The sequence below is a fragment of the Phocaeicola paurosaccharolyticus JCM 15092 genome, from assembly GCF_000613805.1.
Lineage (GTDB): Bacteria > Bacteroidota > Bacteroidia > Bacteroidales > Bacteroidaceae > Phocaeicola > Phocaeicola paurosaccharolyticus.
In genome coordinates this window covers 66724-93244 of sequence record NZ_BAJR01000003.1, presented here as the reverse complement: position 1 = coordinate 93244, position 26521 = coordinate 66724, and the positions used below count along the sequence as shown (strand labels likewise).

Genomic DNA, 26521 nt, shown 5'->3' with positions numbered 1-26521 from the left:
ATTATATATTTTCGTCTTTATGGTTATTATAATAAACACGCAAAGGTGTTGAAGTTACTTTGATAAATCCTTTAGCATCTTCGGCAGTCCATCCCTTCTGCATTTCACCATATTCACCGAATTTTGTCTTAACAAGATCATCCTTTGAATCAACTCCCACTGTTGAAAAAGAGAGAGGACGTAGTTCAAGAATTGCAGTACCGTTTACGTTACGTTGAGATTCCTCAAGCATAGCTTCGATATCTCTCATAACAGGTTCAAGATACTGGCTCTCGTGTAGGAACATACCATACCAGTTTGAAACCTGATCTTTCCAGTACTGCTGCCATTTGCTGAGAGTATATTTTTCAAGGAAACGATGAGCACCAATAATAAGCATAGGAGCAGCAGCCTCAAAGCCTACTCTACCCTTAATACCTATGATAGTATCACCTACGTGCATATCACGGCCGATACCATATGCAGCACCAATCTCTTCAACTTTCAGGATAGCCTTAATAGGATCATCAAACTCCTCTCCGTTGACAGCTTTAAGTTCGCCATTTTCAAAAGTAAGTTTAAGTTCTTCGCTACCTGTTTTAGTAACCTGTTTAAGATAAGCTGATTCTGGAAGGCCCTGCTTAGAGTCCAAGATCTCGCCTCCACATATAGATGTTCCCCAAAGGCCAACATTATATGAATACTTCAATTTAGTGAAGTCTGCCTCGAAACCATTATTCTTTAGATATTCAATCTCTTCATTACGGCTAAGAGCATTGTCACGAGTAAGAGTGATAATCTCTATACCTGGAGCCAATACAAGGAAAGTCATGTCAAAACGTATCTGGTCATTACCTGCACCTGTTGAGCCATGAGCTATTGCATCAGCACCAATCTCATTAGCGTAACGTGCTATGGCTAATGCCTGGAAGATACGTTCAGAGCTTACAGAGATAGGATATGTACCATTACGAAGCACATTTCCGTATACCATATATCTCAAACTCTTATCGTAATACTCCTGAGTTACGTCAATAGTAACATATTTTTTTGCACCTAGTTTATAGGCATTCTCCTCATTTTTCTTAAGCTGTTCAGCGCTAAAGCCACCTGTATTTGCACAAGCAGCATATACTTCGTATCCTTTCTCTTTAGAAAGATACATTACAGTGTATGATGTATCAAGACCGCCGCTATATGCAACGACTACTTTTTTCTTGTTTTCCATATCTATATTTTTTTATTTTTTATCAGAATGTATTGACGGATCGAAAAGCATAGCTGTACAGATACAAAACTTGCGATTCTTAGCTTTCAGGATATCGTGGTTTATGCAACCTTCACATCCTTTCCAAAAAGCGTCATCATCTGTTAGTTCATTGAATGTAACAGGAACGTATCCAAGTTCAGTATTCATTTTCATCACAGCCGCTCCACTTGTCAGTGAGAAAATCTTAGCGTTAGGCCATCGCAGTCTAGCTAGTTGGAATGAAGCCTGCTTAATTCTTTTAGCAAGGCCTAATCCCCTAAAATCGGGATGTACAATAAGTCCGGAAGTTGCTACATATTGCTTGTTTCCCCATGATTCTATATATGTGAAACCAGCAAAAGCATCACCACTAAGAGCAATAATAGCTTTCCCCTCTTTCATCTTTGTTGCAACATATTCATGAGTACGTTCTGCAATACCTGTACCACGAACCTTAGCAGCTTCTTTAATTGTATCCAGAATTATATCGACATATATTTCATGCGATGCGTCTGCGACCATCACATCAATCTGTTTATTATCCATTTATATCTTAAGCTAAAAAATTGTATTTTCAAAAACTAGGAATTATCAGCGACAATGCCTCTTTTATTGAACTATGGCTATAACCTTCACGTATTACAAGTAATATCGTATCATCTCCTGCAATCGTACCAAGTATTTCGTCAAAATTTTTGTTGTCAATATCGTATGCTAAAGAACTTGCATATCCTGGGCGTGTCTTTATTACAGCTATGTTTGAAGAAAACTCAATAGAGATAAATCCGTTATGAATCAAATTATCATTATCATGCTTGGGATCGGTCATACGTTTATACATTGTATTGTTTGGCAATACATAAACATAATTACCATTCATACTAGCGGCTTTAGCTACTTTCAATTGCTTCAGGTCTCTAGACAATGTAGCTTGTGTCAAACTAAATCCTTCTTTTGATAAAGCTTGCAACAATTCTTCCTGACTACCTATCTCATTCTTTGAAATAATAATTTTGATTGCATCCAGTCTACTATTCTTACTTTTCATATCTGTATAATTATTCTTAAAATCGACTACAAAATTACATATAATTTGAATATCTGCAAGATTAACAGATATATTTATTCACTTTTATGCGAATTTTTATACCGAATATCAATATTTATAAGCTTTATATGAATGGGGTAACAACGATAAGTTAAATGATTGCTGTGGCGAAACATTGGCTCTACTAAATGGAACGTTTAGTGGAATTGGTTTTAAGATCTTATCATCCTCTAAATCTATCATGTTATCAATTCCTTTTTTTGTAATAATACTAACTTCAACAGGTTCATCATTAAAGTTCTCAACTAACAAAGTATTGTTGTCATATAGGAATAGTGCAACCTTAGATGGAGCATTTAAATAAATACCGCTATCTTTTGATAAGATACGACGAATTTCAGTCAACGCCTCTCTAGGGTAATCATAGAGATTTCCCAAATCATCTGGTATAGTAAGAACATACATATTTCCAGAAGAATATGGTGCTCTTAAAAGAATAGGGAATCCAGATACTCCTCCCACCAAAGGTCGTCCTGCACTTACCATTTCCCAAGCATCATTTGTATAGTATAATACTTGCGGAATAAGCAGATCTCTCTCGCTCTTTCCATAATATCCAAAATCATTTACCAAAGCTTTCAAGTCATTGCAACGTAACTCTGATATCTCAGATAATTTATCAGGAATAGACTTTAACAATCCTGTTGTCACAACAACATCACCTCCCCTTTGCAGCTGTTTCTTGATCTTATCAACTATAATACTGTCTTTTGCAGCTTGAGCTGTCAACAGGACTACTTTCTGGTCTTCAGGAAATGTTGGATATATATCCATAGGCAGGCCTATCATTCCTAAATAATTTTGAAGGAAATCATCTCCATTAGAATGAAAAGGTTTATATGATTTGATACCTATTGGGTTACCAAGTTTGCCAACAATTTTATCGGTCTGTTTCAAGACTACATCTGCTATACGAGCCATTGTAGTAGGTTCAACAGTCTCCCCGTTCTTCTTTATAGGCGCAGTTACTTTGGAATAGTCGAAGCTTGTCCCCGGACTTTGCCAAGGAGTATTAAATTTAGGGGATAACTTAATATCCAATAATTGATTGAATGCAAATAGTATTATTTCAGGTGCTTTAGCAAGCATGGTAAGATGCAGCTGCTCAGCATATCTATCCATACCCAAATTTAGACCTCCTGAATCAACCCATCCTCCACCATTATATCCCGGGCGTAGGTTGTTAAAGAATCTGATAATATTATAACTCAAATAATTCTGAAGATGCTGATTGCCCCCTGGGTCTCTAGTTTCTGTACCGGTCCACATTCCATCGAACATCTGAGGCCCTTTTTCAAGATTAAATCCCAAACCTTGAAAGTGATCATACCAGTTAGGATATTTAATTATTACTTTCACTTTAGGATTAACCTTCTTTGCAGGATTTAAGACCAAATCACGTCCTGCCTCATTCATCAGTTTAAGCCTATATTCACTCCAACTTTGATTTCCCTTTGCTTTTATCTCAATATCCGATTTGCAACTTGTAAAAAAGAAATCATCCAATATAAATTCATCAAAATGCTTAGCTGTATGCTCAGCTATTTCACGAACCTTCTCTCTATGTTCCGGATTAGAGTAGCAGAATGTTTCAAAACTGTTTGACTCATCTATTGTATATGTTATGCCTCCTGCAGTCTCAATACCATGGTCTTTGAAAAATTTCTTTGCCTGATTGAGTGTAGCATCATCTACAATCAACAAATCACGATGAGTTTCAAGATATACTTTATCAACATCAAGTTGCTGAGAAATAATATTCCATGAAGATTCCAGCCACTGAAGATCTTTCATCTTTTCAACTTCATAAGCACGTACATAAACAGATACTTTAAAGTTCTTATAAGCTTTGGAATAAGCTGATTGACACATAATTGTAAATAATAGAATAGTTACAATACCAAACTTAAATAATATACTTCTATTTTTCATCTCCATTCAATATTTTATTTGTTGCTAATACCATATACATAAACCAAGTAGTATGACCACCCATACAATATTCTCCTTCTTGCCAAAGATAAGGGAAGCGTAGAAGTTCCGGTAAATCCGGACGAATAAGGTTTGTACCTGGTGATACTCCACCAGGAATATACGACCATTCAGCTCTATTCACACCATATGCCTGCTTCATGGTTTCAGATCCAACACCCGTTACAAAAGAGGATTGATTGCGTCCTGGATGCATACCTAGAAGATACTGAACAGCATTGAATATATAATCAGGCTCAAATATATCTGGATATGAATCATGCAAAAAGCAGTAGTTGTATGCCAGTCCCTGAGGTTCCCAGGAGCCTGACGTAGTATTACCCCTATCATTAGGAACTCCGTACGGAGTTTTATTCTCATTAGCAATATACATCTCGCGTAACTTTGGTAAAGCTTTACGTATAGCCTTACTGAATTTCTTATCTCCTGCTGCTTTATCAAATCGCCCTATAAACCAACCTGTTTGGTTAATGTTATTACAGATAAAGTTCTCCTGTGCTAATACAAAGTCCCTATAATTTCGCTCTTTAGTGGCAAGATAAAGTTCTACGGCAGCATGTATCTTATTTGTCATGATCCAATTGCTATCCGATCGTGTTCTGTCAAAAATAGAACGTGATATGTTGAGGCACTCATCACTAAGAGAATCATTATATCCCTTCAAAGCTCGAGATATTCCGGCAAGTTGTGCAGCAACCTGAAACTCCCGTCCTGGATTGTCTTCTGTAAATACCCAACGGTCATCATCATTGCCTATAATATTGTCAGTTTCAGTTACAGCATCACCTAAATGTACATATTGCCTTACTGTAGGACAAATTATACCTCTGTATAATCTTCCCAAAGCTTTCCAACCGGCAACAATAGTCATTGCACCATTTTCAACCTGCTGTAAAATATCATTCTTTCCATCCGGTTGATGCATTTCTACAATCTTCTTATCGAAATCAATAGCTGTCTCATCCCAGTAAGCTCCATGGTTTTCATAAGCCATTGCAAGTACATAAGCCTCTGAAGACTGTGACTCTATTCTTAAATCGTAATCACCTGCATCATGCCATCCTCCAACATTTAGTCCCGGTACTATTTCACCTGGTTGATATTTACATAGTGTAGAAGTTCCTTGTGTATATCCATCAATATGATTAATATCTGTTTTTGCCATGCGGGCATCATCATTATGGCAAGCCCCATGCCAAACTCTATACTTCTCATTCACTCGCATATGGCACATCTGTATTGGTAAAAAATACTCTACTTCAGTCTGCCATATACCTTTAGTCCACACATCTTTTGCTATTCTAAAGACTGGAGATTCACTACCATCATAAACAACCTTATATAGTCCATCTCCTTTAACCTCTGAGAAATCAAATTGAATATAATGATATCGTAAAAAAGCACCCCAATCTTTTGCTCTTCCCTCCTTAACCAATTTCTGACCATCCGCATCAATCTTGTATAAAGCAACATCCTTAAAATCAGATGTACGGCTGTCCAACTCTATGACAGATACCTTTTTCTGGTCAGGATGATACCCTACTTGTGAAGTCTGGACTACCGGAGAATAGTACCACTTTTTATCTACAGAAGGACGAATAATCCATTTAACAGCTCCATCCTTAGCTCCTACAGGGAATTCACTTCTAAGAATAAACCAACCATTATTATGATTTATACGTCCATCATATAATGATAAATCACCTTTTTCACTTTCAATAGTTATTTTGGAGAGTTCATCGTCAGGATTAAGCACAAACTTTTTACCTTTTGCAAAAGGAGCAGATACAATATCATCGGCAATCATAGGATTGTATATACTCTTGTCCAGTAGCAACTGGTTCAGATCAGCCTTCCCTTTAGAGTTAAAGTTTCCAATATGCTCAATATTGGAGTTCTGCTTCATTGTAGGTCCTGTAGCCTGATGAGGGAAAATTCCGCTATTATTATCCATCAACCATGGTCTGCCTAATAGAGTTGACGGAACAAGTTCAATGTTGAATCCAAGTTTCCCAGCAAAAGATTCAGGTACAGGTTTATCAAGATCCACTGTCAGTACCAAATAATCTTTCTCTCCTTTTACCTTTATGGTATAGTTAAATGCAAAATCAGGATATATTGTGGGGTTAAAGCCTGAAAGATGTCTTGTTGAATCGGGATAACTTAATTTTACAGTAATCTCATTGTTCTCAACATCCACCACTCTCTCTCTTATTTTAGGAAGAGCTTGCCACTGTCCTGGAGATATCTCAAATCGTACATCACCATTAGAAGCCTTACGGTTTCCATTCAGTACCAATGTTAATCCACCTTGATGCCCCTCTGGATAGACATCACTAAATAACATTACATTTGCTCCATAATTCTGAAAATATCCAGAAGAATTGATTTTAAAATCTTGTGCTTGGATTGTGATACTACAAAATGCCACAACAGCAATTGCGATATTCCTCATAACTTTAATTGGATTTATATTATATCAATTATAAATCAGCATCTGTCAGTAATCTCAAGAGGATTTCAAAGGGATTTTCTATCCCCCCATGAGAAGGGGGGATAGATATAAGTTACAAATTAAAAGCTAACCTTTGTTCCTGTAACATTGCCTGATAATACAGGCTTTCCTTGTTCATAGTTTACCTTTATACTTTGTGTTTTGCTATCTGAAGGTAGGAATAATAGTCCTTCCGCACTCTTCTTTTCAACACAATAGACCTTTAGATTTATCTTACTCCAATCCATTTCTGAAGTCGATTGAGCCAATTTAATATGAGGTAGAACAGAGCCGTCACGAACAAGCATTATAATAGGTAAAGTTCCTGCTTTTATTGTATTCCAGCCACTATTGTAAACCTTTCCATCATGATAATCAATCCATTTTCCTTTAGGTAGATATACAACACGTTCATTTATACCTGATTCCATCAAAGGAGCTACAAATATTTGTGAACCAAACATATATTCATCCTCAATCTTCCATGCACCCGGATCATCAGGGAATTCAATAAACAGTGCTCTAAGCATTGGAAGTCCCTTTTCTGTACACTCTTTAGCCTGTGCATACACATACGGCATCAATTGGTATTTCATCTCTGCACTCTTTCTGAAAGTATCCTGAACACGTTTGCTGTCATATAACCATGGTTCTGTTGGAGGTGCTCCATGTGCACGTGTATGAGAAGTCAAGAATCCAAATGGTAACCAACGGCAATATAGATCTTCAGGAGTAGATGTAACAAAACCTCCCATGTCATGACTCCAGAAAGAGAATCCTGATAGTCCAAAAGAGAGACCTTCTCTAAGAGTTCCCAATAGACCGGTATTAGTTGTTGCAGCATCACCGCCCCAATGTAAAGGATAACGCTGAGATCCTGCCCAAGCAGAACGTGCCCACATTATATTTTCATTATGTAGGTCCTTTGTTATATCAGCTACTGCTTTGTTATATCTTAATGGATATAGGTTATGTTCATACCATCCACTCTTTCCTGATGCATATATTCCATTTAGTGGAGCACCTTCACCGAAATCAACCTTTATGGCACTAACTCCTATTTTAAGAAGACCAGCCAATTTATCCTGATACCATTTTACTGTTTCAGGGTTTGAAAAATCAAGGACAACATCTTCATATGGGAGTTCTCCATTTCCATTCTTAACATACATATTCTTATCTATCAACTCCTGGAAGTAGCTGTTCTTAGGTGTAAAATATGGCAACTGCCATAGACATACATGGAAACCATCCTTTTTGAAATCACTAAGCATCTTCTCAGGATTAGGGAAACGGTTCTTTGAGAACTTATAGTCACATTGCCAGTCAACATCAAACCATCCTGTATCAAAATGAATTACATCACAAGGATATTTGTTCTTTCTGATATTTGCAGCAACTTCATATCCCTCCTTTTCACTAAAATAGGTAATACGGCTCATCCATGTACCAAATGACCACAATGGAGGCATGCCTGGTTTACCAACAAGTTCAGTATACTCATTTAGAATGTCTTTCGGTTCTCCGAAAAAGATGAATAGGTCAAGGTTCTCATCACCCATAAATAGTTTGTTCAAGCCTATATATGACGCACCAAAATCGCAGGTAACAGGAGCAGATGTATGCATAAACATTCCATATCCACGACTACTCATAAAAAATGGTATAGGCTTATACATCTGATCAGTCTCAGGTCCTTGAGGGTCTGTTACAAACAGATTCAACTTTTGTCCGACCTTATTTAGTCCAGTCGCAGATTCACCACAACCAAAAATCATCTCATTAGCAGCCAAAGTAAATACAGGATTAATACGACGGGCATTATCTGTGCCTCTCTTGATGAATGAGAAAGGAGTATACTTTACCTGAGTAGAGTCAGCATCACTCAATGTTGCAGTCTGGCTAAGTACCCTTCCTGATTTATCTTTCAGAACTATTCTCCATGGATTTTTATTTATCTGAATCGTTCCGTAAGAACTTGAATAGACTATCTTATCGGCTGATTCACTGACCTTCCAACTATTATCTTTACCAGGCTCCTTTACCAACATAACCGACTCACTCTTTTTAGGCTCAACAATTGTTGTGAAAACTTTTATTCTGGCAGTACGAGGAGTTATAAATTCTATAGTAAACTTTAGATTGGGGTCGTTCACATATGCTGTATTTGGGAAATCAAGCATCTGCAACTTCTGAGGCTGTGAACAGTTTGTATTAAATGCCTGCCTAGGAACAAGACGTCCTCTTTTCCAGTTAAGCATTCCCTCCCCACTTTTCGCATCAAAAGAGTCAAGATGATCAGCGAAGAATAGCGTGTTACTCATATCATGGAAATCTGCACTCATATCCAATGACTGATTCATCAGATATAGAGAGCCTTGATTATATTGTGGCTGGCTCAATAAGTCGCCCGAAGCAAACATAAGGAGAGCCACAGCTAAAAATGCTTTTTTCATAATAATTAATTTAAAGTATATAATATTGGATAATAAAGATATTTTATTCTTAGATAACTAATGTATATCAAAAGATTCAGATATGGTATCTGTTTGTTTCATTTTAGTACATATATCATAGTTATATTCATTTGTAAACCATGTTTATATGTGAAACATAGTTATACATTAAGTAATAGAATCAAAAAGTATAGTTTTATTATCAAAATGAGAATATCCTTTGATTTAAGAGAGTATATCTTTGATTAAACCAATTATATACCATTAATAGATAGATGAAAGACACATATTTTTTTGCAGTAGACCTAGGTGCGACCAGTGGCCGTACAATATTAGGAAAAGTTATCGATCAGAAGATTGAACTTAGAGAAATCACACGATTTCCCAATCATATCATTCAATCATGCAACCGCTTCTATTGGGATATTCTAGCACTATACCATGAAATACTAAACGGATTAAAAATAATATCAAAAGAGAATATTGAGATTAGCTCTATAGGTATTGATACTTGGGGAGTAGATGTTGTATTTATTGATAAGAATGGTGAGATTTTATCAAATCCATACTCATATAGGGATCCATGTACTATAGATTCTCCTGCCCAGCTATTTAAAAAGGTTAGTAAAGAGAAGGTTTATGGAAACACAGGTATCCAGATAATGAACTTCAATACTCTATTCCAACTTTTTGCTCAAAAACAAAGAAACTGCCAAGCTTTGGAAGCTTCAGATAAGATTCTGTTCATGCCTGATGCGCTCTCATATCTGCTTACCGGCAAAATGGTTACTGAATATACAATCGCATCCACCTCACAGATGCTAAATGCCAATAAGAGAGAGTTTGATGAAGAGTTGCTTAATGAAATAGGTATTAGCAAAGATAAATTCGCACCTATTGTTTTCCCGGGACATATAATAGGCAACCTAAGTAAAGAAGTACAAGAAATCACCGGATTGTCGGATATACCTGTAATAGCCGTTGCAGGTCACGATACAGCTTCTGCTGTTGCTGCAGTGCCAGCTAAAGATGATCATTTTGCATACCTCAGTTCAGGAACATGGAGTCTTATGGGTATAGAAAACTCTGATGCTATAATAAATGAGAATAGCTTCAAAGAAAACTTCACAAATGAAGGAGGTATTCAGGGTACAATAAGATTCCTAAAGAATATATGTGGCATGTGGCTTTTGGAGAGATGCAGAGCAGAATGGGAGAAAGAACATAACTATTCTTACCCTGAGCTTATTGATGCTGCACTTAAAGCTGAGCCATTTAAATATATTATAAATCCGGACTCTCCTTGTTTTGCTAATCCATCATCGATGATCGATGCTATAAAGAGTTACTGCAAGCAAACATCGCAACCTGTTCCTACCACTTATGGGGAAATAACACGTTGTATATTCGAGTCACTAGCACTAAGATACAGACAGGTCTTTACAACTCTTACTAACCTATCAGGAAAAGAGATTAATGTACTTCACATCATAGGCGGAGGTTCAAAGAATGCTCTATTAAACCAGTTAACAAGCAATGCCCTAGGTATTGAAGTTGTAGCCGGGCCAAGTGAAGCTACTGCTATAGGAAATATAATGATACAAGCTATGAGTTCAGGAATTGTAAGCGACATCAAATCTATGAGAACGCTTATAAAAGATTCTATTGATACAGTCGCATATCAACCTGAAGATGGTGAGTTATGGGGAAAAGCATATGATAAATACCTAACATTATTTAGAAACGATATCTAATAAATTTAATAACCAAAAATAAAACTACAAATGAAAGAAGCATCAATAACAAAAGCATACGAAATTGCTATTGAACGTTACCAAGCAGTTGGTATCAATGTTGAAGAGGTAATGGAGAAGTTACAGAAAGTTCAACTATCTCTCCACTGTTGGCAAGCCGACGATGTTACAGGTTTTGAATCAAAAGGAGAACTCACAGGAGGTATCCAGGCAACAGGTAACTACCCAGGCAAAGCACGTAACATAGATGAGGTAAGAGCAGATATCAAAAAGGCTGCATCACTTATACCAGGTAACCACCGCGTAAACCTACATGAAATTTATGGTGATTTCAAAGGTGAGTTTGTCGACAGAGACCAGGTAGAGCCAAAGCACTTTGATAGCTGGATGCAGTGGGCTAAAGAAAACAATTTAAAATTGGACTTTAACTCAACATCTTTCTCTCATCCAAAATCAGGCAACCTATCATTATCAAATCCAGATGAGTCTATCCGCAATTTCTGGATCGAGCATACAAAACGTTGTCGTGAGATAGCTCAGAAGATAGGTGAATACCAGAATGATCCATGTATTATGAATATCTGGGTACACGATGGTAGCAAGGATATCACTGTAAACAGAATGAAATACCGTGCTCTTCTTAAAGACTCTCTTGATAATATCTTTGAGAAGAAATATGATATGATGAAGGATTGCATTGAATCAAAAGTATTCGGTATTGGTCTTGAGAGCTATACTGTTGGTTCAAATGATTTCTATGTAGGATATGGATCTAAGAACAATAAGATTATAACTTTAGATACAGGTCACTTCCACCCAACAGAGAGTGTAGCTGATAAAGTTTCTTCTCTACTTCTCTTTGTTCCAGAGTTGATGTTACATGTAAGCCGTCCTGTAAGATGGGATTCAGACCACGTAACAATATTAAATGATGACACTCTTGATCTTTGCAAAGAGATAGTAAGATGTGATGCTCTTAATAAAGTTCATATCGGTCTTGACTACTTCGATGCATCAATTAACAGAATCGGTGCTTATGTCATTGGTAGTAGAGCTACACAGAAATGTATGTGTCAGGCACTTCTTGAGCCATTGAATACATTAAGAAAATATGAAGCAGAAGATAAAGGATTCCAACGTCTTGCACTTCTTGAAGAGAGCAAGTCACTTCCTTGGAATGCTGTATGGGATATGTTCTGCTATAAGAATAATGTTCCTGTTGGCGAAGAATTTATCGCTGAGATAGAAAAATATGAAACTGAAGTAACTTCTAAACGATAAATCCACACTGTTATGGAGTTGATAATTGGTTTATTAATTATTGCCATCGGAGCATTCTGTCAATCCAGCTGTTATGTCCCAATAAACAAGATAAAATCATGGAGTTGGGAATCATATTGGATGGTACAAGGAGTATTTGCCTGGCTTATATTCCCATTTCTTGGAGCCTTGTTGGCAGTGCCACAAGGAGCTTCACTCTTTGATATTTACATTCAGAACCCGACTGCTACTTTATGGTCTCTATTCTTTGGAGTTCTATGGGGCGTAGGAGGTTTGACTTTTGGACTCTCAATGAGATATCTTGGTGTTGCATTAGGCCAGTCTATAGCATTAGGCACTTGTGCAGGTTTGGGTACAATCCTCACCCCAATATTTACAGGAAAAGCTAATGAGCTTACCACTGCTGTTATTGTAGGTGTTGCTGTAACATTGGTAGGTATTGCCATAATTGGTTATGCAGGAAGTATGAAATCCTCAACACTTAGTGATGAGGAGAAGAAAAAGGCTGTGAAGGATTTCAATTTCACAAAAGGTATGATAGTTGCTTTGCTTGCCGGATTTATGAGTGCATGCTTCAGCATAGGACTTGGATTTGGAGAGCCATTATGTTTCGAGAGCACTGATGCCATCTATAAAACTCTACCTGCCACACTTATGGTGACTACAGGAGGTTTTCTTACTAATGCATTATACTGTATCTATCAGAATTCAAAGAACCATACATGGAGTGACTATGGTAAGACTTCAATCTTATCAAATAATCTCCTATTCTGTGCTCTTGCCGGATTGTTGTGGTATAGTCAGTTCTTCGGATTAAGTCTTGGCAAAGGATTCCTAGCTTCATCAGCCACTCTCCTAACATTCTCGTGGTGTATACTAATGTCACTGAATGTAACATTCTCAAATGTATGGGGAATAATATTGAAAGAGTGGAAAGGATGCAATAGTAAAACAATTATTGTGCTTGTAACAGGATTGGTAGTACTTGTTGTTTCATGTTTCTTACCAGAATTATTAAAATAGAGATATATGATGAAATCAATATTAAATGATCGCCCTCTTTTAAAAGAAGAGATAGATAAGGTAGCCGAAGTTGCAGGATATTTATGGCAAAAAGGTTGGGCTGAGAGAAACGGAGGAAATATTGTAGTCAATGTGACTGAATATGTAGATGAAGAGATAAAGAATATGCCTTCTATTGCACCCAAGAGTGGCTTTGGATTCAAACTCCCTAATCTAGCAGGTTGCTATTTCTTCTGCAAAGGTACAAACAAAAGAATGAGAGATCTCGCTAGAAAACCTATGGAGAATGGCTCATTCGTTAGAATTTGTGATGATGGAGAGAATTATGAAGTAATTGCAGATAATCCTATAAAACCAACATCTGAAATAGCATCACATCTGCTTATGCATTCGGATATGATTAGTAAAGGCAATAACTACAAGGCTTCATTGCACACTCATCCTATTGAACTTGTAGCAATGAGTCATAAGAGAAGCTTTTTAGAGAAAGATGTGCTTACTAAGATTCTTTGGAGCATGATTCCTGAGACAAAAGCATTCTGTCCAAGAGGATTAGGTATTGTAGAATATAAGATGCCTAGCGGTACAGAGTTGGCTACTAAGACTGTTGAAGAGTTGAATGATTATGATGTTGTCTTATGGGAAAAACATGGAGTTTGTTCCGTATCAACAGACATTTTCGAAGCATTCGACCAGGTAGACGTACTCAACAAGTCTGCACTTATCTACATAGCTGCAAAGAACATGGGCTTTGAGCCTGAAGGAATGAGCGACGAACAGATGAAAGAACTTTCAATAGCTTTCAACTTACCTAAATAACGAACTTTTTATTTTTCACCTATCCCACTATAACACAATTATTTATGTTATAGTGGGATTTTTCTGTTCATCTTCAATAAAAAACAATATATTTGTTTATCCTAATGATAAATACTATTGTATGCACTACAACAAACACGCAACGGAATTTAAATACCTAATTGTAAGTGAGCGAGACTGTAACTTCGGTCTCTCTGTTAACACTGTAGGATTTCAGTCTATTGAGGCTGGAGGCATATATCCCCCTAAGAACCATCCGGACTCTTACTATTTCTCTCCTCAACAAGGGAGAGTGCTTAATGAATACCAACTTGTATATATCACAAAAGGGAAAGGCACATTTCATAGTGAGACGACACCGGAATCAGAGATAGAAAAGGGTACTCTTCTCATTTTATTTCCTGGCCAGTGGCATAGTTATTCTCCTAATATGGAGACAGGATGGAATGAATACTACATAGGATTTAAAGGAACTATTGCAGATAATTTATTCAGCAACTCATTCATAAGTAAAGAGAATCAGGTCGTCTCATTAGGAATAAACGAAGATATCGTTTCTCTCTTTTCCAAAGCACTTGAAGTGGCTGAATCGGATAAGAGTTTCTCGCAGCAGTGCATTTCAGGTATTATACTACATATCATTGGAGAGATAATATACATATCCAACAATCAGAAGTATGAGATGAACAAAGCAGCTCAGAAGATTGAGTGTTCAAAGATTATAATGCGTGAAAATATAGAGAAGGAGATCGACGCTAAAGAGATAGCGACTAAACTTAACATTAGCTATTCTTGGTTCAGGAAGGTCTTCAAAGAGTACACAGGTTATGCTCCTGCTAAATATTTTCAGGAACTTAAGATAAGGAAAGCAAAACAACTTCTTGTTGAAACATCTCTTCCTATAAAAGAGATATGCTATAAATTAAATTACTCTTCTACAGAGCATTTCTTTTCTGTATTTAAGAAGAGCACTATGATGACTCCATCAGAGTATAGGAATATAGGCAAATGTCCAAAGAAGTTGGATGAGGAGTAAAAAATACGATTCACTAAAGTCATAAAGACTTATCATGAACCGTATTACCCTAACCTAAAATACTAAAATACTATATCGTTAATCCATATGAAACATCTCTGGTAATGGGATAGTAACAGGTGAATTATCTGGATTTACCTCCATTATGTCAGCCATATAGTCCCACCATTCTGAACGATAGGATTGTTTCCCATGTCCTGTGATGATTCATCACCCTTAGTCTTCTGGCATGCAAATAGTATATTTGTCTCCTCATCCCAATAGATTGAGTAGTCATACACTCCACCATCAGAAAGCATCTTCTTTAGCTCAGGCCAAATTGCGGCATGTCTTTTCTTATACTCCTGTTCAAATCCTGGTTTCAAGAACATTTTAAAAGCTTCACGTTTCATACTGTTTCTCCTTAATTATGTTATAAATATTTATTTATCTGTCACGTGGAATATTGGCTCAGTAGTCTTCTGCTCATTCTGATAATACATCACAGCACTATCATTCATCTTTGGATGTTGATTGTTGACCAGATTTATCATCTCGGCACCTGCCCAAATTACAGGTCCATAACCATGTGCTGCATATTCATTTACAGGGCGATAATAGTAGAATGCAGGATCATAAGCCATTCCTGTTCCCACACATATACCACTGATATGACCTTTTGAGTCTATCTTAGTGCTAATAGCATTCCATCCTAAGTGGGCTACAGGACCATATGCCATAGCATCAATCCATCCCTTATTGATTGCATGGGCAATACAATATACATATATTGCAGTAGCAGAGGTTTCCAGATATGAGTCATTACGATCAAGCAACTGATGCCATAATCCTTCACCACTTTGCAAAGCTGCCAAACCTGCCACATGTTTTCTAAACAATTCCATAATTTCTCCTCTATGAGGATAATTCTCAGGAAGTACATCCAACACCTCACACATAGTCAACAGTGCCCATCCATTAGCTCTTCCCCAGAAGAATGCAGGATGCTGTTTCATACCTTCAACCCATCCATGGCGGAAGAGGTTCTTCTCGGGAACCCACATACGTTGAGAAAACTGTAGAACTTGCTTCACTGCTTCTGAGAGATATTTGTCTTTTTCACCATCGGCCATATTTGAAAATTGTACTACAGGAGGTATTCCCATAAACATATCATCAAGCCAAACAGTATTATACTGTGGACGAGTACGTGCAAAAGTACCATCAGAAAGTCTGTACTCTTTATTAACTATAAAATCCATATAGTTATTGATAAGTGCTGAGAGATCTAGAGACTTATCGTTCTGCTGTAGTTTTATCATAGAAGCACAAACAGCTCCTGCATCATCCAAAGCATGAGGAGCAAGAATCTGTTTCATCTGAGAATCAATAGCTTTACCATCCTTAAGAAGTTTATTAAAGTATGGAGCCACTTTTGATAGGAAAGAGAAACGATCGGTTACATATTTATAATAAGCTTGGTCACCTGTAATCTGTGCTGCAGAGAGCATAGCTGAGTAGGTCACACCCCACTCATAACTTGCTAAACGGAATGTTCCTCTTTCAAGCTGAGAATTTTCATCTATTTTTTTATAATTCTCTATAACTTTACCATCTCTCTTATCCACAACTTTTGTTGGAGTGCATGATTCAAGATAGTGTAGGATGCGGTCAATATCAACCTTAATATCTTCTTTGGTTAATACTCTATATGGTACATTATAATCCGGCTTAAGCAGATGTAATGGAGTATTTGAATCATTAATTGGCTCATTCTTTTTCTGCGCATGAATACTAGCAGTTGTAACAAATAGCATTAAAGCTATAATATTCAGAATCTTAATTCTCTTTTTCATATTATATATGTTAGTAATACATTTCCTTTATTTCCAGTCATCCATAGGAACCACTTCCTGCAGATATATAGCATCAAGTCCCCAAGTTGCGACATCATTTGTACTTATACCTATGCACTCATCTATAGGAGATGGAACCTCAGGTGGCAATATCTTCTTTGATGAATAGATACGAAGAGGTTTGCCATCTTTCTCAGGCATCATCTCACTCCAAGCTTCGTGAGCCATCTGTGTATCGCTGTTATGATATGCAGCATAGCCCAGAAGACGAGATATACGGAATCTATTTCTATTTATTTTAAAGGCTTTATCCTTGTAGTTAGCTGTGAACTCCAGCCATGCACTGTTCCATTCAGGGTAATCAACCATTTTGATCATCTCGTTCATAATCTCGAAACCTCCCATTATTGTCATGAGGTGGTTTGTTGACTGAAGCTTTGGATCGCATTCACTTGTAATTATTCCTGTCTTAGGATCATAGCCTAATGCCAATGGTCCTGTGAATATTTTACTTGGTAAAGCAACGATGCTCTTCATTCCAGCCAAGATCTTGTCGCGATATGAATTATCCCTAGTACGCTCCCACTCTGTCATCCAATTGCCTGCATATGCCAACCAATCCGGTCCAATTCTAAGACGAGCCGGTGCTGTGCATGGATATTGACTTCTTGGCTGAGCAAGACGCATTGGATCGAGAGTATATAGTTTCTGATCTGCATCTTTAACTTCGCTCATCAAATCTCCACTTCTTTCATCAGTGGTAAGATAGTAATAGAACCTATTCCATGCAGCCTGGCTAATACGAGCCTCCTTTGCACCGCATCCCCAATGGCTTACATTATGACGACTACCCAATCCGGCATTAGGACCCAAGTGATAAACATCGACTTCACATGTGTGACGGCTCATAGCCTCAGCCATCTTCCATATGTCAGCACGACCTGTACGCAAGAAGCTATACCATATCCACATATTGGTAGCCAACTCTGTATTATCCCATGCATAGCCACCCACATCATATAACCAGGTGTGACGTACCGGATCATAGGTATGCATAACATCACCATAGTTCCAAAAGCCATACCACTTATTCTCTTCAATTGCTTTCTTATAGTACTCTATAAAGAAGTCCAATCTATCTTCGATTTTCTCTCTAAAAGGAGTTTTCCTATCAGGAAGGCTCCATATACCGAATGCCTGCTTGTCATGAAGATACTCAGCTGTTGGCATCAAAACAGATGTCTCAGAATACTCCTCTGCTTGTTGTGCAAAATCTTCTTTGCCCTTATACCCACATTGAGGCATTATAGTAATAGTAGATGTACGGCCTACGCCGTATGGTGTACTAAGTCCTTCCTGAACATCTTCATAGCTGGCATTAAGATCATGAGCTACATTATCATAATGGCGAAGGTCCATAGGCTCAGCTTCCGGACTCCATAGCCATGCAGTCAACGAGGCCTTATCTGAATTCGTATTTGTTATCTCTATTGATGATGGATATGATTGCCAGAAATCTTTATATCCGACAGACAATCCTCCTGTTACATCACCAACAAAAGCATATCCATTGCTACGTGTTCCTGAGAAAGTTCCTATCCATGGGTTATTGCCATTCGTTCTCTTACGTATAGTGAAAGCATCTGCATTAAGTTGTGAAAGACGATAGCTATCCCATGATGCCCAGTTATCCAATAATGAGCGGTTCTTTGCATCAAATTTTTCGTAATCAGGGATACGCTCACCACTCATCTGCATCTTCTGCAATGGGCCATAGCCATCCAATGTCAGTATACGTCTACCGATAAGTGGTTGCACAGGTTCACTCCACACGCCGCCATCGGAACATGAGAAAGCCACATGACGGTTATATAAAGCCTCGCGCATAGGTACATCAAATCTTATACCAAGTGAACGGATAAAATCCTTATTCTGATCTCCATCAAAAACCAAGCTATGGACTATCTTTATCTCACCACTGCCACCATAGAAATAGGCACGGATAGTAAAAGGTAGCCATTCACGGCCTTTCTGATTCTTAAGGATACCATCGAACTTAACTAATGCACGTATATCACCGGCACGCTCTATGGTGATTTTCTTTATCTGACTTTCGTAATTATCATAAATCACATTGCCAGAGTTTTCAGAAACAGGTTCGCTCTGAGTTCCGCATATCACTCTTGCCTTCTCACCGACTTTCACCCCTTTATAGAAAAGGCTGTCGATAAAGAATTTACCACTCTTAGATATATATGCGATAACCTCTCCAGTAGATATCTTAATGGATGCAGGAGTCTCATTTATTTGAAGTTTTTTACCAGCATTCTGTTTTTTCGACGACCTCTTCTTCTCACTCTTCGCCAAAGATATACTGGATGTTCCTTTAGGAATAACAGCTGCTATTCCGCACCATTTCACAGAGCCATCAGGCCAATAAGCTAATGGCCACATATCCACAGGTATGTTTTTACTATCGCTTGAGATAAGAGATAGATTCTCGTTGGTTGACAGTTCGCCTTTGTCAAAGGGAACTCCAAAACTTACCGGTTTATCTTTTTTCGGACTATTACCTATCCAGTTCAGCGGAATGTTTAGTTTCCCTTTTTGCTCTATAGAGTACCTGAAGTTTGTTATCTTAGTGTGCGAAAGTGTAGTTCTAAATCCAAACCATCCCTCTTTAAGAGGTTTGGCATCATTATAATCCACAATACATTTACCATCAATAAAGAAACTCACTCTGTTATTACGGTTCATTATCTTAATATGATACCAATGATTCGGCTTTAGCAGATGCGAATCATCCTTATACTCCTTAATGATAGAGGGACGACATTTCGGATCTTTTACCCCCTCCTCATTACCTTGATATCTGCGAAAACGTGTGGTAGTATTATTATTTCCTCCATATCCCAGATAATATAGCTGAAGCGAATAACATCTCTCAAAAATTCCTCTGCGCCATTTTTCTCTTTTCCATATTGATTCGGGACTCTTGGGATCAGATGCCATCCAAAAGCAGTTCAAATCACTTAAACGATCACCCTCTGATTCAATAGCCACACATGCATCATATTCAATGATAATATCACTTCTCAGCTTCTCCTTTCTCCAGAGAGTCAGTCCTTTTGGAGAGATGATATCTGCAGTATCTCCTTTGAAAGTAACCTTATAAAGAGGTGATTCTGATTCAACTTTCCAATATTTATTAAACTCCCTAGAATTTAATCCGGAGATTTTACCACTCTGAGCTACAGCATTCACAGATAGCATAAGAGTAAGGAAAATAAATATGTTTCTCATAATAACTCTCATTTATAGAAGATATTGTTTAGGTCACTTTAAGTACTCTTTCAAAGGGCAGTTGACATCCTTTAGACCTTCTGCTATTCCCTGAGCATTCAAATGTGCACCTTTAATAGATGTATGAGTATGATCTTTACAAAAGTACTCTCCCAATTTCTTTAGACCATCTTCATCAGCTATCTTCTGAAGCTTATCAGCAGATATCTTATTCAAATCTATATAATATGCTCCAGTTGATTCAGCTGCATCTTTAGTCCATTTTCCAAGAGAGCCACTGTTACGCTCAATCTTGCCTGAGTCGAATATATTGCGTGGAGTATGACTAAGAACAATAGGTGTGGCACCTTTTTCTTGAACATCCATAATGAATTTTCTCAAATACCATCCAAAGGTATAAATCACCTGGTATCTGCCTGTATTACTCATCTTGAACACCTTACTCTCATCACCAGATCCGGTAAGTTCTCCTCGTGCCTTACCTATATTTATATCTCCCACATCGTTATGTCCGAATTGTATTAAGACAAAGTCGCCAGGTTGCAAGGCATTATATACTTTGTCCCATCTTCCTTCATCAAGGTAAGTGCGTGCGCTTCTGCCGGCCATTGCATGGTTTTCAACAGTTATTTTGGATGTATTGAAAAGTTCAGATATTACACTTCCCCATCCCCATTGGCCATTCTCATCTTTATCTTGATTTTTCACAGTGCTATCACCAACAGTGAAGAGTATTGGACAACCTTTCTTGCGGCTTTTTCCTATGACACTATCCACTTGGACTGGCTTTAGGAAATTGGCTAACTTTAATCCTTTTGTGTTTCTTATTCCCTCAGCAGCCGACTCAGCATTCACTCTTGCACCGAAAGCACTTGTATGAATACGATCAATATAGAACATATACTGAACCTTCTTCTTACCAAACTTCTCAAACTTTCTGGCAGAGATATCATTCAGATCGATAAATGGAATTTTTGCTGCTTTAGCAACCTGTTTAGCCCATAGTCCGAAAGTCTTGTTAACACGTGTAATGATTGTGCTATCCTTATCCTCCCATGCATTTCGTGGAGTAAGCGACATAAGTATTGGATGAGCCCCTTTTTTCTTCACTTCACTTATGAAACGGCGCATATATTCTCCATAAGTATATACTCTCTCTTTAACGCCGGTCTCCTTGATTGTGACATCAAGATATTCCTTACCGATTCCAGGTATTGAAGCTCTTGCTCTTCCACTATCATATGGTCCGTTATCGTTATGTCCCAATTCGATTATTACCCAATCGCCCTTACGGATACCTTTTAGAACATCTGGCCATAATTTATTATAGAAAGTACGGCTACTTGTTCCACCCAACGCATGATTCTCTACTGTAATCTTATCCTCGTCAAAGTATTCATGAGCAAAGAATCCCCATCCCCACTGACCATTATTACCATTTCCAAGAGTTCCGGTACGCATAGTCGAGTTACCTACAAGAAACAGGACAGGATTATCTCCTTTTCTGGAAGAGCCTGATTGAGGACGAGATGTAAGTGCTATATTTAGGCTATCTAAAGTATTATCAATAACTCCATTTACATCTTTTACTGGAGCATTTATTTTTTGTTGTGCATTTACCTCTTGTATCATTATAGTGATAAAAAGTAAGCACATAATCTTCTGTATGTATTTCATCTTTTTTCTATTAGAAAGGATATAGAATATATCAATACTCAAAGATAGAAGAGATACAATTATATATGAATAGATAATTATTCATATTAATGTTATATCGTTCACATCATATGGAATCAATTACTATATATTTCCTATTGCAATAAGCTCTCTTTAAATTCGACCTCTACAATGCGCAACTCATTATTTGTCTTATCCCCATCTTTTGCTTTAAACAGATCAAGTTCTCCAGCAGCAGGTGCAGCCACTTCAACTATTCCATTGAAGGCATCATTCTCTTTACTTGAACCATTAAGACGTATAGATATTTCCTTAGTAAAAACAGGTTTTACATTAAGATGGACATATCCAAGGCTCTTTTCTGTTTCGCCACTCCATATCTTCTCATCACCAGCATATATCTCCAATGGATAACTACGCATACGCCATCCTGTAAGTTTCATACAAATTTCATCAATTCTAGCAGGGCGTTCGAAGGTATATTTTATCCACGCAGTTCTCAAATTTCCATCATTTTTCCACTCACTAAGCTCATTATCATCAAAGCTATTTGCTGCATCATCACTATTAACTCCAGCTACAGCAGAAAGAATTTTCACATCTATCTTTGAATCACTATATGATGGGGTAAGAGGTGTTTCACCACGTGTCAGTCGTCCTTTCAAAGCTTCTCCCGGAATATATTTAGATAGTCCACCTTTTACCTCAACAGTAGATGTAGTCAAATCTATCACTGCCTGTTCCAATCCTTCAGCTTGGCAGTAATATGTACATTGCCAGGAACAGTAAGTGAACGTATCAATGAACGGTTTACTCCACATTCCACCGGCAGATCTTTCGAAAGAATAAAGTTGTCCTTGCCTTGAGCTATACCACCTCTCCATTCTGCAGGTCCGTCAACTTGGAAATGAATCGTATCATTAGCCAAAGGACAACGTAGGCCATCCTTATCGGTTACCTCTACCTGCAACAGAACCATATCAGCTCCATCAGCTTTCCATCCATTCGGATTCTGAATCAAACTTAATTTTATCTTCTCTGGTTTGCCGGCTGTCTGCAACATAGTACGACAACACTCTTTACCATTTGCATCATATCCTACGGCTTCAAGTTTTCCCTCTTCGAAATGTAGGTCCTTAAATGTATTTAGGAAATTATACTCTTTTACTCCATATCCTAATGATTTTCCATTAAGAAATAGCTCAATTTTCTCTGCACTTGATATTACATAAACAGGTTTTACTGTATCTTTTTTATAGTTCCAATGTCCCACAATATAGATACGTGGTTTCTCAATATCAACCCAGCCGTCCCACATCACCTGATGTGCGAAGAATGGATCTTTAGGAATACGCATAGCATCTGTAACACCACTACGGCGGTAATTCTCTACTCCTCGGTAATGAGTGTTTGTATCCGAGAATATAATTTTAACTCCACCAGAGCTAACACGATCTCCCGTTCCGGGACGTTCACGCCAATAGTCAAACCAGCGCATAACATTCTCTATAGTGAAAGAGTCCTGATTGCGATTGTATGGTCTGGCATCTACTTTCTTCTGCACAGTGTTTGTCGCAGCTGAGCGGAATGAATCATTACCATCTCCATTAATATGATAAGGATATGAATATTCATCCCAATATTTTCTCAATCCCTCATCGCGGCAATACTCCATAGCCCACATAGGATGATGTTTGCTCTTGTTTATATATAGCATCTCGCCACCATATTCAGCCTCACGTATGTCCAACATCTCACGAGAGCCTATTGCACGTCCTCCATTAGGATCATACATATCTCTTATTGCCTTCATCTCCTGCATATGCTCGCGACTTATTGATTCATTTCCACATTCATAGAACAAGATGCTCGGATTGTTTCGATTATATATTATGGCATCACGCATAAGTTCAGTGCGTTGTCCCCATTGGCGTCCCTTGCTATCTTTCTCAGCATCTCCCGCCTGCATAGCCTGAATAAGACCTACACGGTCGCAAGACTCAATATCCTGTTTCCATGGAGTAATATGCATCCATCTTACCAGATTAGCATTACCTTCAACCATAAGGCCGTTGCTATAATCACTCAACCATGCAGGAACGCTCATACCCACTCCTGGCCACTCATTACTGGTACGTTGTGCAAAACCTTTCATCTGTATCACTCTGTCGTTTAGCCAAATTTTTCCATCAGCAAAACGTGTCTTCCTGAAACCGGTACGTGTTGCAACCTCATCAACTTTCTTACCATCTACCCAAAGACTTGTTTTAACAGTATATAGATAGCCATACCCCCAGCTCCAGAAATGAAGTCCTTCTACACTATCGGCAGCCTTTAGAGTAACTGTTTCACCCGGCTTAACTAACACTTCATCTGATCCGAATTTCTTAACACTTTTGCCTTCATTATCAATCAGCTCAACTTTATATGCTACTCTTTTATTCTTAGCATACTCATTTTTTACTTGTGATTCTGCATTGATAACAGCTCTCTTCGACTTAACCTTGATATCCTCTGCATATACATAGACACCTGTCGTCTTAAGGTTGCTGTATAATGGTAATGTCTGGTAAAGTTTATCAGTGATATGAAGCCATATATTCTTTGGAATTCCTCCATAGTTAGCGTTAAAGTTACGGTCGCTCCATTGGTATTTTGTACCGGTAGCACGTTCCTTATAACTCCAGTTATTATCTATCCTAACAGAAATAACATTCTCTTTATTATACTTGATATATGGAGTGACATCAAATCCTACTGCCATAGCTCCGTTTTCATGAAGACCTATATACTTGCCGTTAATGTAGAAGTCAGCTCCCTGTCTTACACCTTCAAACTCTACAAAGACTTTCTTTCCTTTGCTCTCTTTAGGGAGTACAAAATGCTTGCGGTACCATATAATGGTATCAGTAAGTTGCTCTATACTCAAACGAAAAGCCTCATCTTCATTAAATGGACGTGGCAATGTAACCTTCTTCCAACGGGAATCATCATATTTGAACTCTTTTGCACTAGAGTCATCTCCTACCCATAAAAGCCAGTTGGAGTTAAAATTATATTTATCGCGCGCCTCTGCATTGGCTCTTACAAAACCGATACAAAAGAGAGTCAAAAAGACTAATACTATTTTTTTCTTCATTATATTATAACTTTAAGATTTTTCAATTCTTTTTATCTACTGTACTAATATCAAACATCATAAGATTCAGACGTTTACCACTGGTAAAATGCCCTGATTGGAAAAGTAGTTTTGTTCCATCAGGGCTAAAACTTGGGTGAGCATGGTCAGGCTTCATCTTTGTATCAGATGCAATCCAGTGACGCTTACCAGTTTTAATATCTATAAGCCACACATTACCTCCAAAAGTATCACCTGCAGCCCATACATTATCTCTGCTTGCATTACAATGCCAAAATCCTCTGCCAATTAGTTGTCCTTCCATAGCCTTGCGGTCTTTATCCATCTCAACCTGTCCAATAGGTTCCACATCATCAGTTCGCAAGTTTATTCTTACAATACCACTAAGCTGCTTTCTAAGTCTTGGTTGGAAACCCAATATATTGAAATAGACATAGTCTTTAGTTACAAATGTCTCGTGTGTCACCCAATCAAGTTTTGTCTCATTATAAAGAGGCTTGAACACGGAGCCATCGGCAGTGCAGAACCACATGCGTTGATAGGCATCACCTCCTGTTTCATTGCAGAATACGATCTCACCTGGAGTGAAACGGCTTGCCTGTATATGCCCGGTCTTAAATTCAGTGTCAACAACCTTTGTTACTTCACCTGTTTTAAGATTCATCTTTCTTATTCCACAAAGAGTTGGTTGTATTTTTATAGGCTGATTACTCTCTCCTATATATGCATTCTTCATCATCCTCTCTTCCTCTTCCTTAGTTCCCTCGCGTTCGACAGTAATATATGCATAGTCATCATTGCAGTCTATTGCATATCCACCTGGTTTACCCATGTTCTTTGGAAATGTGCCTATAAACTTCTCATAAGAACTTTTACTATCAACTTTTCCTTTTTTTGCATCTGTAAAGAATCTATCAAGATCAATAACATACATGTTCCAATTTTCATTCTCTTGACGACTCATAAACATACGATTGCTCTTGTTTGCAAGAAAAACACTTCCCAAATTATCACTTTCTGTTGCCTGGGTAATCTTCCCGGTTGCTATTTCGATAAAATAGATCTGTACCGGTCTTGACTTTGGTTTTTCACCATTCACCTCTTTTTCTAAAGAATTGCCACCGCGACTTGAAGAGCGGAATAACAGATACTTCCCATCAGCAGTCCACATTGGATCTGTTTGATATAGAAATCTATCATTCTTCATTGTATCTGTGAGCATTGTTATTTTATATCCTGTTTGAGGATCTACAAAACTCTTCATCTCTGATTTTGAGACATTGCCAAACTGGGCAACAGCTGAATTACATAGAGCAAGAAGTCCAAAAGCAGCAAGAAAAATCTTTTTCATATCGTATTTATGATATTAATAGTTT

Annotated in this window: 15 protein-coding genes and 2 pseudogenes; 5 read left to right on the top strand and 12 right to left on the bottom strand. The window is 37.8% G+C overall.

Going from position 1 to position 26521, the window contains the following annotated elements:
- Nucleotide 1 precedes the first annotated feature (1 nt).
- The 6 genes from JCM15092_RS02780 to JCM15092_RS02755 all read right to left on the bottom strand — a co-directional run bounded on the left by JCM15092_RS02780 (nucleotide 2) and on the right by JCM15092_RS02755 (nucleotide 9278).
- Nucleotides 2–1207, bottom strand: a complete 1206-nt coding sequence (locus JCM15092_RS02780; protein WP_024993322.1) for an argininosuccinate synthase — start codon at nucleotides 1205–1207, stop codon at nucleotides 2–4.
- A gap of 12 nt (nucleotides 1208–1219) precedes the next feature.
- Entirely contained in the window at nucleotides 1220–1774 is a 555-nt protein-coding gene (locus tag JCM15092_RS02775; RefSeq protein ID WP_024993321.1) for a GNAT family N-acetyltransferase, read from the bottom strand.
- A gap of 28 nt (nucleotides 1775–1802) precedes the next feature.
- Nucleotides 1803–2276, bottom strand: a complete 474-nt coding sequence (gene argR / locus JCM15092_RS02770) for an arginine repressor (protein ID WP_024993320.1) — start codon at nucleotides 2274–2276, stop codon at nucleotides 1803–1805.
- A gap of 108 nt (nucleotides 2277–2384) precedes the next feature.
- Nucleotides 2385–4268 (bottom strand): putative glycosyl hydrolase, encoded by a 1884-nt coding sequence (locus JCM15092_RS02765; RefSeq protein WP_024993319.1) that lies wholly within the window; start codon nucleotides 4266–4268, stop codon nucleotides 2385–2387.
- Nucleotides 4258–6783 carry a glycoside hydrolase family 9 protein gene (locus JCM15092_RS02760; protein ID WP_024993318.1) on the bottom strand — a complete coding sequence of 842 codons (2526 nt, stop codon included), beginning with the start codon at nucleotides 6781–6783 and terminating at the stop codon, nucleotides 4258–4260. The genes JCM15092_RS02765 and JCM15092_RS02760 overlap by 11 nt, the downstream gene beginning before the upstream one ends.
- A gap of 119 nt (nucleotides 6784–6902) precedes the next feature.
- Nucleotides 6903–9278: a glycoside hydrolase family 31 protein gene (locus tag JCM15092_RS02755; RefSeq protein ID WP_024993317.1), complete on the bottom strand. Its 2376-nt coding sequence runs from the start codon at nucleotides 9276–9278 to the stop codon at nucleotides 6903–6905.
- 275 nt (nucleotides 9279–9553) lie between these two features.
- Between JCM15092_RS02755 and rhaB the strand changes: the two genes are divergently transcribed.
- From rhaB to JCM15092_RS02730, 5 genes are all read left to right on the top strand, one after another.
- Entirely contained in the window at nucleotides 9554–11032 is a 1479-nt protein-coding gene (gene rhaB, locus JCM15092_RS02750) for a rhamnulokinase (protein ID WP_024993316.1), read from the top strand.
- 30 nt (nucleotides 11033–11062) lie between these two features.
- The gene (locus JCM15092_RS02745) at nucleotides 11063–12313 is read left to right on the top strand and encodes an L-rhamnose isomerase (RefSeq protein ID WP_024993315.1); all 1251 of its coding nucleotides are present in this window, start codon (nucleotides 11063–11065) and stop codon (nucleotides 12311–12313) included.
- A 12-nt stretch (nucleotides 12314–12325) separates the two neighbouring features.
- Nucleotides 12326–13336, top strand: coding sequence for an L-rhamnose/proton symporter RhaT (rhaT, locus tag JCM15092_RS02740; RefSeq protein WP_024993314.1), 1011 nt, complete (start codon nucleotides 12326–12328; stop codon nucleotides 13334–13336).
- A 9-nt stretch (nucleotides 13337–13345) separates the two neighbouring features.
- Nucleotides 13346–14155, top strand: a complete 810-nt coding sequence (gene rhaD / locus JCM15092_RS02735; RefSeq protein ID WP_024993313.1) for a rhamnulose-1-phosphate aldolase — start codon at nucleotides 13346–13348, stop codon at nucleotides 14153–14155.
- Between the two features lie 121 nt (nucleotides 14156–14276).
- Nucleotides 14277–15191, top strand: coding sequence for an AraC family transcriptional regulator (locus JCM15092_RS02730; protein WP_024993312.1), 915 nt, complete (start codon nucleotides 14277–14279; stop codon nucleotides 15189–15191).
- A 78-nt stretch (nucleotides 15192–15269) separates the two neighbouring features.
- Here the strand turns inward: JCM15092_RS02730 and rhaM are convergent.
- The 6 genes and pseudogenes from rhaM to JCM15092_RS02700 form a co-directional block, all read right to left on the bottom strand.
- Nucleotides 15270–15583 (bottom strand): annotated as a pseudogene (gene rhaM / locus JCM15092_RS14715) (L-rhamnose mutarotase).
- A 30-nt stretch (nucleotides 15584–15613) separates the two neighbouring features.
- Nucleotides 15614–16987: a glycoside hydrolase family 88/105 protein gene (locus JCM15092_RS02720; RefSeq protein ID WP_408636483.1), complete on the bottom strand. Its 1374-nt coding sequence runs from the start codon at nucleotides 16985–16987 to the stop codon at nucleotides 15614–15616.
- Nucleotides 16988–17053: 66 nt separating this feature from the next.
- Nucleotides 17054–20329 carry an exo-rhamnogalacturonan lyase family protein gene (locus JCM15092_RS02715; RefSeq protein WP_024993310.1) on the bottom strand — a complete coding sequence of 1092 codons (3276 nt, stop codon included), beginning with the start codon at nucleotides 20327–20329 and terminating at the stop codon, nucleotides 17054–17056.
- Between the two features lie 33 nt (nucleotides 20330–20362).
- Entirely contained in the window at nucleotides 20363–21961 is a 1599-nt protein-coding gene (locus tag JCM15092_RS02710) for a rhamnogalacturonan acetylesterase (RefSeq protein ID WP_235782256.1), read from the bottom strand.
- A gap of 179 nt (nucleotides 21962–22140) precedes the next feature.
- Nucleotides 22141–25145: pseudogene (locus tag JCM15092_RS14710) on the bottom strand (glycoside hydrolase family 2 protein).
- 22 nt (nucleotides 25146–25167) lie between these two features.
- Nucleotides 25168–26496 (bottom strand): oligogalacturonate lyase family protein, encoded by a 1329-nt coding sequence (locus JCM15092_RS02700; RefSeq protein WP_024993308.1) that lies wholly within the window; start codon nucleotides 26494–26496, stop codon nucleotides 25168–25170.
- Nucleotides 26497–26521: the final 25 nt, after the last annotated feature.

Coding starts and splice junctions, on each gene's coding strand:
- rhaD (WP_024993313.1), top strand. CDS start 13,346: ATGAAATCAATATTAAATGATCGCCCTCTTTTAAAAGAAGAGATAGAT.
- JCM15092_RS02760 (WP_024993318.1), bottom strand. CDS start 6,783: ATGAGGAATATCGCAATTGCTGTTGTGGCATTTTGTAGTATCACAATC.
- JCM15092_RS02700 (WP_024993308.1), bottom strand. CDS start 26,496: ATGAAAAAGATTTTTCTTGCTGCTTTTGGACTTCTTGCTCTATGTAAT.
- rhaB (WP_024993316.1), top strand. CDS start 9,554: ATGAAAGACACATATTTTTTTGCAGTAGACCTAGGTGCGACCAGTGGC.
- JCM15092_RS02755 (WP_024993317.1), bottom strand. CDS start 9,278: ATGAAAAAAGCATTTTTAGCTGTGGCTCTCCTTATGTTTGCTTCGGGC.
- rhaT (WP_024993314.1), top strand. CDS start 12,326: ATGGAGTTGATAATTGGTTTATTAATTATTGCCATCGGAGCATTCTGT.
- JCM15092_RS02745 (WP_024993315.1), top strand. CDS start 11,063: ATGAAAGAAGCATCAATAACAAAAGCATACGAAATTGCTATTGAACGT.
- JCM15092_RS02765 (WP_024993319.1), bottom strand. CDS start 4,268: ATGAAAAATAGAAGTATATTATTTAAGTTTGGTATTGTAACTATTCTA.
- JCM15092_RS02775 (WP_024993321.1), bottom strand. CDS start 1,774: ATGGATAATAAACAGATTGATGTGATGGTCGCAGACGCATCGCATGAA.
- argR (WP_024993320.1), bottom strand. CDS start 2,276: ATGAAAAGTAAGAATAGTAGACTGGATGCAATCAAAATTATTATTTCA.
- JCM15092_RS02720 (WP_408636483.1), bottom strand. CDS start 16,987: ATGCTATTTGTTACAACTGCTAGTATTCATGCGCAGAAAAAGAATGAG.
- JCM15092_RS02710 (WP_235782256.1), bottom strand. CDS start 21,961: ATGATACAAGAGGTAAATGCACAACAAAAAATAAATGCTCCAGTAAAA.
- JCM15092_RS02780 (WP_024993322.1), bottom strand. CDS start 1,207: ATGGAAAACAAGAAAAAAGTAGTCGTTGCATATAGCGGCGGTCTTGAT.
- JCM15092_RS02730 (WP_024993312.1), top strand. CDS start 14,277: ATGCACTACAACAAACACGCAACGGAATTTAAATACCTAATTGTAAGT.
- JCM15092_RS02715 (WP_024993310.1), bottom strand. CDS start 20,329: ATGAGAAACATATTTATTTTCCTTACTCTTATGCTATCTGTGAATGCT.